Source organism: Bacillus sp. Y3 (genome assembly GCF_008123875.1).
Taxonomy (GTDB): domain Bacteria; phylum Bacillota; class Bacilli; order Bacillales; family Bacillaceae; genus Bacillus; species Bacillus altitudinis.
In genome coordinates this window covers 835629-849543 of record NZ_VSSC01000001.1, presented here as the reverse complement: position 1 = coordinate 849543, position 13915 = coordinate 835629, and the positions used below count along the sequence as shown (strand labels likewise).

The following is a 13915-nucleotide window of genomic DNA, read 5'->3' as shown; positions in this document are numbered from 1 at the left end:
ATGACGACAATAAAAGGTTTTCCAAAAGGATTTTTATGGGGCGGCGCCATTGCCGCCAACCAAGCAGAAGGCGCTTGGAATGTAGATGGAAAGGGCCCGTCTGTTGCTGATATTGCGATGTACCGGTCTAATTTGAGTGTAGAAGATTATGAAGGGCATCTAGCTGTTACTTCTGAAAATATAGATCGATCGATGAAAGACCCAGATGATAAAAAGTACCCAAAACGCAGAGGTGTTGATTTCTATCATCACTATAAAGAGGATTTGGCTCTATTTGCAGAAATGGGTTTTAAAACTCTTCGCATCTCTATTGCATGGAGCCGTATCTTCCCAACTGGAGAAGAGAACGAACCAAATGAAAAAGGACTCCAATTTTACGATCGTTTATTTGCAGAAATGAAAAAACACAACATAGAACCGATTGTGACGCTGTCACATTATGAAATGCCGTTAGCACTGAGCGTGAAATATAATGGCTGGGTTGAAAGAAAAGTCGTTGATCTCTTTGTTAAGTTCGCCAATGTATGTTTTGAACGCTATAAACATGATGTGAAATATTGGCTGACCTTTAATGAAATAGATAGTATTCACCGCCACTCTTTTATTACAGCAGGAATTATTCCTGATCGCTGCCCAGAAGGGAAAGAGGAAGAGACGGTTTATCAAGCACTCCATCATCAATTCATTGCCTCTGCACTCGTAACAGCAGATTGTCATCGCATCATACCAGGCAGTCAAGTAGGGTGTATGCTGACAAAATTAACAACGTATCCGCACACTTGTCATCCGAATGATGTGGAGCGGGCATTGAAACAAAACTTAGAAAACTATTTCTATGCAGATGTTCAGGTATTTGGTGAATACCCTCCGCTTATCAAGCGCATGCTTGAGAGAAAAAACATTCATATCCAAATGGAATCAGATGATCTTTCTATTTTAAAAGAAAATACAGTAGATTTTATCTCGTTCAGCTACTATATGTCTTTAACTGAATCAGCTGATGAAGGATTAGAAAAAACGGATGGAAATACCATCCGTGGGGTCAAAAATCCTTACCTTCCATCTACTGATTGGGGATGGCAAATTGATCCGGTTGGTCTGAAAATTTCTTTAATAGAATTATATGATCGTTATCAAAAACCACTGATCATTGTAGAAAACGGCATGGGTGCAAAAGATGTTGTTGAAAGTGATGGATCAATTCACGATGATTATCGTATTAACTATTTCAAAGAGCATTTCCGCCAAATGAGAGAAGCGGTGGAAGAAGGCGTTGACCTCTTCGGATATACGAGCTGGGGCTCAATTGATATTATTAGTGCAGGTACATCACAGATGTCAAAACGATACGGGTTTATTCATGTAGATCAAGATGACGATGGAAACGGTACATTAAAACGTTCTCGTAAAGACTCATTTTATTGGTACAAAAAGGTCATTGAAACAAATGGTGAATCGCTTGATTGAAAAACCACAATCATGAAAACAGGTGATGACGATGTTTAAAATCAAAAAAGTTTTAAACTCGAGTGTGGTTCTGGCTGAAGATCAGAACCAACAGGAGATGGTTCTATTCGGCCGGGGGATTGGTTATGGACAAAAACCAGGTCAAATGATTGAAGAAAAGAAGGCAGATCAAGTGTTTATGTCTGTCGATAACATGAGAGCGAAGGAATTTCTCCAACTGTTAGATTCAATGCCGCAAGAGTTTATCGATTTAACTCAGCATATTGTTCAATATGCTGAAAAACGCTTAAACTCAAGTCTGAATTCTGGTGTCTATTTTACCTTGATGGACCATTTGAATTTTGCAGTAGAACGGCACAAGAAGAATATTAATATTACAAATCGAGTATACTGGGAAATCAAAAACTACTATACCGAAGAATTTGAAGTAGGTAATTATGCGCTTGAGTTAGTCAACAATACATTGGGCATACAATTACCAAAGGAAGAAGCGGCCAATATCGCCTTCCATTTAATTAATGCGTTAGGTGAAGAGTCCGATTCCAAAGATGGCATGAAGTATGCCAAGATGATCGGAAGTATTGTGAATCTCGTCCGCTATACGTTGAATATGAAAATGGATCAAGAGAATATTCATTACAGCCGATTTATTACACATGTGAAATTCTTTGTTGAAAGATTTTACGCAAATAAATTATTATCAGATCAAGAAAATGAGTTGTTTGAACAAATTGCACACTTGTATCCTCAAGCGATGGATGTGGCTTTCAAAATCAAAGATTATATTAAACAGGTGCACAGTATTGTTATTCCAAATGACGAACTTACGTATCTGGCGGTACATATTCACCGCCTCATTTCTTATCAAGAACTGAAATAAATGTGGACCACTTGCCTTGTAATGAGGCAAGTGGTTATTTGTATTGTATCGGTTTATGTTCCGATAGGTCGTTCTGTTGGGCCAAGATTTGTATCATTTAACGAATTGTAAGACACCGTTTGTCCGAAAACAACGATGGCTAAAGCGAAAATGAGTAAACTCACTTTTTTCATCATAATTCCTCCAATTAAGTGTAGTGTGTTCCAATTGATAGGCATCCTTCAAAAAGAGGTATGCTTGGTGAATTGAACCCAGCTCTTCAAAGTGTTTGGCAGCTAGTGCACTTAATTCACGGGCACCTTCAACATCCTTTAATTCTTTCAGAATACTGATGTCATCGAAACAGGTTTGAGCTTTTTTGGATATGTCTTCAGTGAAATATAGGTGATAGAGAAAATTCATTTTTGCTGTATAGATGGGGTTTCTGTCTATTTCTTGTTTTTGTTTGACTAATTCAAAATAATAGAGAGCTTGCGACTTTTCATCAATGGAGAGCAGCTCTTTTAGTAACATAAACATGGAGTGTTCGAAATAACAAGATGAAAGGTAGTCATCATCACTAAGAGCCTTTTCTAGGGCATCAATACATTTTTTTGATTCTCCAGCTTCGGCATATAGAATACTGATATTGTGATAAAGCTGTGATGCTAGAAAATGATCGTTTAATTGGTTTGAGATGTGTAATGCTTTTGTGTAGTAATTCTCAGCTCTTTTGAAATCGCCAATATCCATGAAGTTGGTGGCTGCGATCACAAAAGCTGCTGCCAGTCTTCTTTCATAGCCATCATGACCTTTGAAAATATCGATAGCATTCTGAATATAATGAAGTGAAATCAGGCTTTGGCGAAGCATCATATATAGGTTTGCGACCTTCGTATGGAATTCTGCTACTTCTATTTCATCAGGAATGTTTTGTAGTTTTTTCTCAGCAATTTTAAACAGTCCGATGGCTGATGCATAGTCTCTGTTATATGAAGCGTAAAGAGCTTTATATAGGTAAAAATAGTATTCAATTAAGTCGTTTGTTTTAGAAGGGTATTCTAGCACTGTCGGTTCATTTAGTTTTTTACCTCTTCGTTCATATAACATGAGCTTAAACTTGCCTTCTAGCAATGAATAGTAGGTCAAGACCTCCTGATTCTCTTCCATCTCTTGAAGTAATTCCTTTAATTCTGTGTAGATTGTCTTTGCATTGTGTACATCATGCTTACGAATGGCAATTCGCCAATCATTTAAACGATTCCCCACCTGTTCAGCTGAAATGATTTTCATGGAAATTTCACCTCTTTAACATCCTTTCGCCTGTTTCAATAAAAAACGATATCACAATTTTTGGTAAAATATAATCGTTTCTGGGAGGTGATTGACAGGAGGTAATAAAAAGGACCTTATGTCATGAGATGTACGTTATTGTAATGATGATTGATTGTTTATTCAAATGAGTAAAATCTTTTTTTGGAAGTCTAAAAATGTGATAGGTACTATTAGTTTTAAGTTTATGGTCGAAAATACCATCCGAATATATGAAATAAAGCTATTTTAGCTATGAGAGAAGAACAATGAAAGGTCGATCTAGAAGGGAAAATCAGTTATGATGTTGCTAGATGATTTTGGAAAAGAAACTGGTAGTTACTGAGAAAGGTGAATATCCGAGACAAGTGTTGACCTTTCAGAAAGGATGTTGAAATGAAAAAAAGATTTCAAATGTTAAACTGGCAAATGACAATTGTGATGACAACGCTTTTACTTGTTTTAGTCACTCTTTATATCTCAAAGAGATACTTTTATAGCAAAGAAATTGAGTTGCTGACAGAATCTTGTCAACAAGAAGACGGCAAAATCATACTAGAAACAAATACTTTGACTATGGATTACTCCTTTGAGTGTAAGAAAAAATAAAACAGGCAGAAAGCTGCCTGTTTGACACCAATTAAAACCCTAAGTTTTGTAACCACTTGTTTAACAAGGCCTCTCGTTTCTCAGCGGTGAAGCGATCGTATTTTCCTAAATTTAAATGGGCTGAAATTTCACCGTCATTCATAAACAAAATTCTTTCAGAGCAAAGGGCCACTTTTGGATCATGGGTGACGAGAAGCAAAGTTGTTCCTTCAGAATTGATTTGTGAAAAAATATCCATGACTTCCTTTGTCGTGCTTGAATTAAGAGCACCTGTGGGCTCATCGGCAAAAAGAATGTTTGGTTCATTCATAAGAGCTCGACAGATAGAGGCTCTTTGGAGCTGTCCTCCTGATACTTCTGATAAATATCTATCAGCTAAATGATCAATATCAAGTTTCTCCATTAAATATTTCGCTCGTTCATTGATTTCTTTTCTCGGCATTTTCTTCGCTAAGTAAGCTGCAGCAATGATGTTATCAAATAGATTGAGGTTTTTTAGTAAGTGGCTGTGTTGAAAGACGAATCCCATCTCTGATAAGCGCAAAGCTGTTAACTGTTTGTCTGTCATTTCTGATAGCAGTTGACCTTTATATTTGATTTCCCCTCTGGAGGATGTCTCTATACCGCTAAGTTGATAAAGCAAAGAGGTTTTTCCGCACCCTGAAGGTCCCATAATGGTGACAAATTCTCCACGTTTAATGGTTAAGTGAATATTTCTAAGAATGGTCTGTTTTTGTCCTTTTAATGAATCAATTTGTAAAGACAATTGTTTCGCTTCAATTAATTGTTCCATGTGAAACATCTCCTTATGAAAGTGTATGACGGCTGATTTTACTAGAAAAAAAGGACTTCAATAACCACGAGATGACAGTTAAATTCACCATAAACAGCAGGAGAGGATACACGATCCAAACCCATTTCGGGGCTAACCACTGAAGGCTGGACGCTCCTAATGATGCGCCGCCTGCACTCATCAACGCCGGACCAATAGTATGAACAGCGATTGCTCCAATGAAGGCACCAATAGAGAGAACGACGATAAAACTTGTTAAGTATTGATAGGTTAAATCTTTTTGAGAAAAACCAATCGTCCTTAACAAGTGAGTACGATTTAAATCTTTCGCCCTTAACATGTGCAGAAACATCATTAACATGAGGCTGGCTGTTCCAAAAGCTGCGATGGTTGAAAATAATGCAATCACTTTTACTAGAGATGCGGTGCTTCCTATTGTTTGATGCACATATTCTTTCATATCCGTCACTTTTGCAGGAGACATATTTGTTTCAAGTGTTGCTTTTTTCCCTGCCATATCTATTCCTTGTTTTAATTGTATTTGAATGGTTTTCCAAAGGGATGAATGAGGAAAAGGCTGAGATAATGATTTAGCTGTTTTCCCTCCGTTGGTGACGTCTTGATAAATGCCGGTAACTATTTTTTGAACTTGCTGTCCATTTGTGGCGAGAGTGACTTTTTCGCCTATCTTTTTATGAAGTGAGTCAGCACTTAACACCGATAAAGCAATCTCTTCCTCCTTCAACGGTTCCCGTCCTTGTAAATAGGTGAGAGGGAATGCTGATAGATCACCTGTTTCTAAATAGAGCGTTTCTAGTGTATTCTCCATTGTTTTGGCTTGTAGAGAAGTTGTTTCATAGACGGCAGATGTTTGAATGTCTTGGTCTACGCTAATCATAGACTCTATTTTATTTGTACTTTTCTCTAAATGGTTTCCCTGCCGAATATCAATTCGAAGGTCACTTTTTCCTGAGCCAAGATATGTGACGAAATCGGGTGATTGTAATGTGTACCATAACTGAATCGGCATTAACATTAAAAATGTACAAAGCGCAATAATACAGGTAATTGTTGAATACATCTTTATTCGCGAGAATAGATCTTTCAAACCAAACCAAAAATTGACTGGGAGGAATCTGTTTTTCTGGAGGTGCATAGGAATTTGTTTTTTATGGCTTGGTGAGCTTATGCCGCCTTGAATGGCTTGAGCTGCTGATATTTGACCAAATCTTCTTAGGACAGTATAGCTGAATGAGATGACGATCATTGCCGTCAAAATTGACACCAAAAGCGGGATCACCTGATGAATAAAAGAGAGGCGATTCCCCATATATTGCTGAATATTGGCTGTAAACAAATCACCAAACATGAGTGTCATCAAATATCCTGCTATACATCCTATACAGGCAAGCACAGCATACTTCCCAACGTATAATTGTTTGATTTTTGATAAAGGGATTCCTAGTACTTTTAAGATTCCAATTTCACGTTCATCCTCTTCTATAGCGGCCGTCATAGCGAGACGAAGAGAGAGGAGGGAAATGCTAATGAGCAGAAAGCAGACAAGAAGGAGAATGGCGATCACCATACCATCTGTTAGGGCATTCAGCATGCGAAGCAGGGATAATGTGACAGCAGGGCCCTGTTGTGGCAGCTCAGATGATTGATAGAGTGTTTGAAAAGCATCTGCTTGACTAGCATCATGCAATAAGAATTCAATTAAGTACTCCTTTTTTTGAAACACTTGATTCAGTGTCGCCCAGTCCGCATCATGCAGAAGAAATCTCTTTGAACTGACAAGACTTGGATTCATTTGGACATCTCGTAAGAATGTTTTGATTTGAAAAGAGAATTGATGAGAGCCTTTTGTAATGAGTAACCTTTCGCCAATCTTTAAATGGTATTTTTGTTGAAAATAAATAGGGACTGCTACTTCTCCTTTATTGACAGTGAGCTTTTCATTTCGTTCGTTTAAAAGAAAATCAAAATAGCGATTTTGTTTTACAAATAAATGATCCATCACACCCGCTTGAGCAGGCTCCTGCCCGAACTTGATGCTGACATGTTCGATCGGAATCATTGGAACAATTTGATGTGCCTTTACCATCGACTGTTTATTTGAAAATATATCGACCGCTTTTTCATCTAAGCTGCCATCGTGCATTTGGACAAAGTCTGGTGCTTTGGCTGATTGGAGTAGATCAGAAATGGAACCATTCAACTGAACTGTCATTTGCGCAGCGCTTGTTGCTAAAAATGATGTCATCATGATGCAAAGGGTTAAGCCGATTGAAATGAGACGGTGGCGGGTTAGGTCTTTCTTGATAAACGTCAATCTCATGAGGCTGATTCTCCTTCATGTCGAAGCATATTTTTTGTAAGGAAGGCAAGTGCAAACATCAAGGCACTGACGATTAACACGGTCACATACATGCTGGCGGAAAAAGTGTTGAACAAGAACCCGTACATCATTTGACCGAGCGGTGCAGCACATTGAGAGACCATTGTCAGATTGGCCATGACTTTTCCTAATTGAGCATTGGGTGTTTTCTTTTGCACATGTGAGATGACAACGATCGAAATTATGGTGAGCAGCATGGCAATTGGGAGACACCCTGCTAAAAAGAGAAAATAGGCTGGAAATGTCCCAAATTGAAGAGCCACCTTGGATGTTGAAAAAGCAACAGGCAGCAAAATGACTGCGATGACGAGCAGCCAGCGATACAAAGTAGGAATGCGCCAATGTTTCGCTACAAGCCCAACTAGCAGGGCGCCTGCGATGACGGCAAACTCAATGATGCCCATTCCTATTCCATACATGATGTCACTGCTTTTCATTGTGACCCTTAAAATAATGGGACCTCCAACGATAAAAAATGGTGTGAGGATGAAATTTAGCAGCGCTGCAAGCAGCATGGCTCTTTTTAAAAATGGCTGGCTTCCGATATAGGAAAATCCTTGTTTCATATCTTTCAAGAGTACTTTGGTCATCGGTTCTGCGAGTGGGCTAGGTGAGAAAGAGATATTTAACCGTAAAAGCATGCATGCTGATAGAAAAAATACAATGCTACTAGCACCTATGATGACCTGGCTCCCAATGAGTCCGTATAAAACGCCGCCAATGATAGGAGCGACAACACCTGAAAGGGCCTGCACGCCATTCACGATGCCATTTGCTTGTTCTAATTTTTCTTCTTTCACTAGCTGAGGAATACTGGACATCACAGCAGGAGCATAAAATGTACTCATGACACCAAGGAGAATCATGACGGCTCCAATCATATAAAGTGAATCATGACCTGAAAATAACCAGAAATAAAAAGCCAGAATCATAATGCCAGTAAGAACATCGAATAAAATCATCAAATTTCTTCTGTTAAACCGGTCAGCAATTGCTCCTGCTAATGGCGAAAGGAGGAGCGGGATATTGGATAAAGCGAAAAGCAGAGCATATAAATCAACACGATGTGTTATATCCAAGACGTGTAAAGATAGAACAAAACGAATCAAGGAAGACCCGAAAACGGAAATAATTTGCCCGAGAACGAGGTAGATAAAGTGGGTGGAACCATTTTTGGCTGATGACGACATGAAAATCACTCTCCTTTTAGACCGACCGTCAGTCTATAATGTATGCAGGATTGGTATTGAAGTGACCAATCACTGATTATTGTCTTCCGGTTCTCCAGTTAAACGTTGGAGAAGGAAGGAGAAACTTCCCTTTTCTGCATGTAAAGAGGCTTCAAGGATTGCGATAAATGCTAGCGCCCGTTGTATGCTTTCCGCTGTGGTCCATTGGAAAAGTCCCTCATCAAAGATAACCTGTGCAGAAGCGAGGAGAAATTCGACAGTTTCTTGTGGGTAATCCGTTTGAAATATCCCTTCTTCTACACCTTGCTGAATGACTTCTGCTAAAACGGGTGATAGCTCTGTAATGGCTTTGATCAAGCTTTTTTGATGCATCTCTGCATTAGCAGGCTGATGAAATTGTTCGATCATGCCTTCTTTATGGCTGCCCTGTTTAGGAGATTGTGCCATGATGATGCGAAATAATTTATCGACCACTGAGATATCTGGATCAGCGGCAATACGCTTTGCCTCGATGATATCTGCTTTTATGATCCGGTCAATGATTGCATCCATCACTTCTTCTTTGGAAGTAAAGTAATAATAGAATGTGCCTTTTGCAATGCCAACGGCTTTGAGGATGTCAATAATTGTGGTTTGCTGATAGCCTTTGGTTGAAAAAAGCTTCTCTGCTGCATTTAAGATGTCATTTTTGCGTTCCTCAGGATGTTTAACGGTTCTCATAAAGCCATCCTTTCTTTTGACTAGACTGTCGGTCGGTCCCTTGATTTGATTAAACACTTTTTGGCGTATCCTTGTCAATGGCTGTTTTTTTCAGCTTTGCATTTATTGTGCAATGACACTATGATACATTGAATGAAAACCCCTTCAGGAGAGATGCAGAATGCAATTTTTAACCAGTGAATTGGCGCAAGAGATGGTTGAACGTACGATGCATATTTTACATCAAAACATCAATGTCATGAATGCAGATGGTGTCATTATTGGGTCTGGTGAACGAAAAAGGATTGGACAAAAACATGATGGAGCACGTCTAGTGCTGTCAAGCGGAGATAGTGTGGAGATTGATCAGGAGACGTCCCGCCGCTTAAAAGGCGTGAGACCTGGAATCAATCTGCCTATTTGCTTTCACGAACAAGTCGTTGGTGTCATTGGGATTACGGGTGAGCCAGGGGACATTCGTCATCATGCCGAGCTGGTGAAAATGGCAGCTGAACTCGTATTAGAGCAGTCTTTTCTACTTGAACGCTTCCAGTGGCGGCAGCGAATAGAGAGTGAAATTGTGAATCAGCTCATCTCCGAGTCTGACATGGGTGATCATCAGTTGAAGCACCGTGCTGACTGGCTTGGAATGGATCTAGACAAGCGGCGAATGGCTATTGTTTTTCAGCCGATTCCATCGTCCGAGGATACTGTACACAAAATGATGCATGCCATTCAATACGATAAGAATGCGGATGATTTACTAGGCATGACCTTCCGTCATGAATTAATCCTGTTAAGACAGCCGATATGTGACCATCAATTCAAGCATGTGATCGAACAGCTGCAACAAACAATGGCAGGTGCAGTTGATGGACAAGTGCTAGTGGGTGTAGGAACTGTCGCTGAGGACATGAGTCAATTACCGTTGTCCTTTCAGCATGCGAGAGAGGCCCTGCGGTTAGGAAAGGTGCTCCATCCAGAGGAAAACATATATGTCTTTGAATCTTATCAGCTTGAAAGCTTGTTTATAAAAGCGAGAGCCGCCAAAGAGGGCAAACGGTGGAGTGATTTTTATCATCCGCTGATACAAGAAATGGAGCTCGTTCAAACGTTAAAGGTTTACATTGAAGAGGGCGGGGATTTACAAAGAATCGTTGATCGTCTATTTATTCACCGTAATACACTGCGATATCGTTTAGATAAAATCCAGACATTGACCGGAAAAGACCCTCGTCATGTGAAACAGTTGATGGAGCTGTACATAGCACAATTGGACAATCAATTGTCTTAATTGTGCATTTGCACAACTGGAAGAAGAAATAAATAAAAGAAGTTCATCTGGATTCACAACTCGATCCCAATGAGTAAACGCTTACAATTAAGAAAAGACAATCAGGAGGGATGGAGTATGGGTGGAGATGTGACAGTGAGTACATTGGGCGCATTGACTGCGCTTGTAATCGCTATTGTTCTTATTCTAAAAAAAGTATCACCTGCTTATGGCATGCTGGCAGGTGCATTTATTGGCGGTTTGGTTGGCGGTGTAGATGTTGTGCAGACCGTGAACGTCATGATGGAAGGCGCAAAGGACATGATTCCGGCTGTTCTCCGAATCATGGCGGCAGGTGTACTGGCAGGGGTTTTAATTGAGTCGGGTGCTGCGTTATCTATTGCGGAGGCCATCGTGAAAAAGCTTGGAGAGGCGAGGGCACTTTTAGCACTCGCACTTGCAACAATGATTTTAACAACGGTGGGTGTTTTTGTAGATGTAGCAGTCATTACAGTAGCACCGATCGCACTTGCCATTGCCAAGCGTGCAAAACTTTCTAAAACGGGGATTTTACTTGCGATGATTGGAGGAGGGAAGGCGGGGAATATCATGTCACCGAATCCGAATGCCATTGCAGCCTCTGATGCCTTTGGTGTACCGCTTACTTCCCTGATGGCGGCAGGTGTCATACCGGCTATTTTCGGGATAGCCGTCACGTATGTATTAGCCAAAAAGCTTGCGAATAAAGGGACACCTGTTTTGGAAGAGGGAGCTGACCAAGGCGAGGTTCAAGTACCTGGTTTTCTACAAGCGCTTATAGGCCCGCTGGTGACCATTCTCTTGTTAGCCTTAAGACCGTTGTTTCAAATAAATATTGATCCAATGATTGCCTTACCAATAGGAGGAATTGTTGGCGCTCTTTTCATGAAAAAAGGGAAGTTTCTCAATGATTATGCGATGTCAGGGCTGCATAAAATGTCAGGTGTAGCGATCATGTTACTAGGGACAGGCACATTAGCTGGAATTGTATCGAATTCTTCCATGAAAGAGGTATTTATTCAGGCGCTTGACGCTTCGGGATTACCTCCTTACTTGCTTGCACCAACGTCTGGAATTTTTATGTCGGCAGCCACAGCTTCGACAACTGCAGGGACGGCAGTTGCAAGTGGTGTATTTAGCGGAACTCTTATTGGACTTGGTGTATCTGCCCTTTCAGGCGCAGCTATGATTCACGCTGGCGCAACTGTTCTCGATCATATGCCGCACGGAAGCTTTTTCCATGCAACGGCGGGAAGTGTTCAAATGGATATAAAAGAACGGTTGAAATTAATGCCCTTTGAATCGTTAATTGGTTTGACATTAACTGTGGTATCGACCATTATCTTTGGTATTTTCCAGCTGTTCGGCTGAGGACTTAATGAGAAACGAGGGGTTTTTGGATGAAAATTGTGATCGCACCAGATTCATTTAAAGAAAGTTTATCTGCTTATGAGACAGCATGTGCCATCGAACGAGGATTTCGCTCTATTTTGCCATATGCAGAATATATGAAAATCCCAATGGCAGATGGAGGAGAAGGCACAGTTCAATCGTTAGTGGATGCGACAGGCGGAACCATTGTCCAGCAAGTGGTCACAGGCCCGCTTGGCAAACCTGTAGATGCCTTTTTTGGTATGTTGGGAGATGGGCAGACAGCTGTCATAGAGATGGCAGCAGCATCAGGATTACATCTTGTCCCGCCAGAAAAACGGAACCCCTTATTCACGACGTCTAGAGGGACAGGAGAATTAATGCTTGCAGCGCTGGATAAAGGAGCGAAGCATTTAATCATTGGGCTTGGCGGAAGCGCAACAAATGATGGCGGCGTTGGCATGATGCAAGGTTTAGGTGCTTCTTTTCTCGATAAAGCAGGCCAACACCTCACGCCGGGCGGTGGATCACTGAATCAATTAGCTTCTATTGATCTATCTCGACTGGATCCAAGATTGCGATCCGTCCGTCTGGAAGTGGCGTGTGATGTGGACAATCCTTTAACGGGTGAAAGAGGAGCGTCTGCTGTGTTCGGTCCTCAAAAGGGAGCAGATGCAGAAATGGTTCAACTGTTGGACAAGAATTTATCTCATTTTGCACAAGTGGCTAAGCAGCATCTTCATGTCTCCTTTGGTGATGCAGCAGGTGCAGGAGCGGCAGGAGGACTGGGCGCGAGTTTATTAGGCTTTTTACAGGCTGATCTGCAAAAGGGAATCGATATTGTACTGAAAGCCGTACATTTTGCTGACGTACTAAAGGACGCTAACCTAGTCATTACAGGGGAAGGCCGGATTGATCAGCAGACCATTTACGGCAAAACGCCGATCGGTGTAGCCAAAGCTGCGAAACAATATGGACTCCCTGTCATTGGCATCGCTGGGTCCCTCTCAAAAGACAGTGCAGTCGTACATGATCATGGCATTGATGCACTTTTTAGTATTGTCCCTGGCGTCACGACTCTGGCTGAAGCCATGCATGATGCTAGTGTGCATGTAGAGAGAACAGCGCGGAATATTGCGGCCGTCATGACATTTGGAAGAGATAAGTAAATGATGAAAAATGTTTCCTTTTCTATCACATTTCTTTCTATAGAAATGTGGTAAAATGGTTCTAAATGAAAAAAAGTTGGAGGAAACACAAATGTCTAATCTACCGAATTGTCCATCGTGCAGTTCAACCTATACATACGAGGATGGCAGCATGCTTATTTGTCCAGAATGTGCGCATGAATGGTCGCTAGAACAAGAACAAGCGGCAGAGGAGCAGCTTGTTGTCAAAGATGCGAATGGAAATCTATTAAGTGATGGTGACACGGTCACTGTGATTAAAGATTTAAAAGTCAAAGGTTCTTCTTCGGTTTTAAAAATAGGGACGAAGGTCAAAGGGATTCGTTTAGTCGAAGGCGATCATAACATTGATTGTAAAATTCCTAGCTTTGGCGCGATGAAGTTAAAATCGGAGTTTGTGAAGAAAGTATAATATATGAAAAGAGGCTGTCGATCATCAGCCTCTTTTTTATTTCGATATTTATAGGTGAAAGGTATAATCTTAAACATCATTTCATACATATGTACCTGTTGAAAATGATTCTTTTTTTAAAAAATCAAGCCTCTTTTCTTATAAAAATTCACGCTTTTCTTAACCCTACCTTAAAAAAGGCAGATGACTCTCTAAATTTTGCCTAATCCCCTTCACAACTTTTGGGCATTGCTGTACCATATGGAAGTGTTCTTCTATTTTTGACGGATCATGGTGTTTATCAGGAAATAGATGATAGATGATA

11 protein-coding genes are annotated in these 13915 nt (G+C 40.5%); 6 read left to right on the top strand and 5 right to left on the bottom strand.

Annotation, left to right across the window (positions count from 1 at the left end; all coding sequences use genetic code 11):
* Both FXF70_RS04310 and FXF70_RS04305 read left to right on the top strand, forming a co-directional pair.
* Positions 1 to 1467: a glycoside hydrolase family 1 protein gene (locus FXF70_RS04310; RefSeq protein WP_148779885.1), complete on the top strand. Its 1467-nt coding sequence runs from the start codon at positions 1 to 3 to the stop codon at positions 1465 to 1467.
* Between the two features lie 31 nt (positions 1468 to 1498).
* The gene (locus tag FXF70_RS04305; protein ID WP_008347382.1) at positions 1499 to 2347 is read left to right on the top strand and encodes a PRD domain-containing protein; all 849 of its coding nucleotides are present in this window, start codon (positions 1499 to 1501) and stop codon (positions 2345 to 2347) included.
* Between the two features lie 93 nt (positions 2348 to 2440).
* On the opposite strand, the gene FXF70_RS04300 is transcribed toward FXF70_RS04305, so the two are convergent.
* The 5 genes from FXF70_RS04300 to FXF70_RS04275 form a co-directional block, all read right to left on the bottom strand.
* Complete coding sequence (locus tag FXF70_RS04300; protein ID WP_056703965.1) at positions 2441 to 3619, bottom strand: response regulator aspartate phosphatase; 1179 nt, start codon at positions 3617 to 3619, stop codon at positions 2441 to 2443.
* Positions 3620 to 4277: 658 nt separating this feature from the next.
* Positions 4278 to 5039 carry an ABC transporter ATP-binding protein gene (locus FXF70_RS04290; protein ID WP_041508039.1) on the bottom strand — a complete coding sequence of 254 codons (762 nt, stop codon included), beginning with the start codon at positions 5037 to 5039 and terminating at the stop codon, positions 4278 to 4280.
* A gap of 13 nt (positions 5040 to 5052) precedes the next feature.
* Complete coding sequence (locus tag FXF70_RS04285) at positions 5053 to 7380, bottom strand: FtsX-like permease family protein (RefSeq protein WP_148779884.1); 2328 nt, start codon at positions 7378 to 7380, stop codon at positions 5053 to 5055.
* Positions 7377 to 8630, bottom strand: coding sequence for an MFS transporter (locus FXF70_RS04280; protein WP_148779883.1), 1254 nt, complete (start codon positions 8628 to 8630; stop codon positions 7377 to 7379). The genes FXF70_RS04285 and FXF70_RS04280 overlap by 4 nt, the downstream gene beginning before the upstream one ends.
* Before the next feature lie 69 nt (positions 8631 to 8699).
* Positions 8700 to 9350, bottom strand: coding sequence for a TetR/AcrR family transcriptional regulator (locus FXF70_RS04275; protein WP_008347371.1), 651 nt, complete (start codon positions 9348 to 9350; stop codon positions 8700 to 8702).
* A gap of 160 nt (positions 9351 to 9510) precedes the next feature.
* On the opposite strand from FXF70_RS04275, the gene FXF70_RS04270 reads away from it, so the two are divergent.
* From FXF70_RS04270 to FXF70_RS04255, 4 genes are all read left to right on the top strand, one after another.
* Positions 9511 to 10623 carry a CdaR family transcriptional regulator gene (locus FXF70_RS04270; protein WP_148779882.1) on the top strand — a complete coding sequence of 371 codons (1113 nt, stop codon included), beginning with the start codon at positions 9511 to 9513 and terminating at the stop codon, positions 10621 to 10623.
* A 117-nt stretch (positions 10624 to 10740) separates the two neighbouring features.
* Positions 10741 to 12012, top strand: coding sequence for a GntP family permease (locus tag FXF70_RS04265; RefSeq protein ID WP_035703981.1), 1272 nt, complete (start codon positions 10741 to 10743; stop codon positions 12010 to 12012).
* A 29-nt stretch (positions 12013 to 12041) separates the two neighbouring features.
* Positions 12042 to 13181, top strand: a complete 1140-nt coding sequence (locus FXF70_RS04260) for a glycerate kinase (RefSeq protein ID WP_125589250.1) — start codon at positions 12042 to 12044, stop codon at positions 13179 to 13181.
* Between the two features lie 91 nt (positions 13182 to 13272).
* Positions 13273 to 13611, top strand: coding sequence for a zinc ribbon domain-containing protein YjdM (locus FXF70_RS04255; protein ID WP_017359922.1), 339 nt, complete (start codon positions 13273 to 13275; stop codon positions 13609 to 13611).
* Positions 13612 to 13915 lie beyond the last annotated feature (304 nt).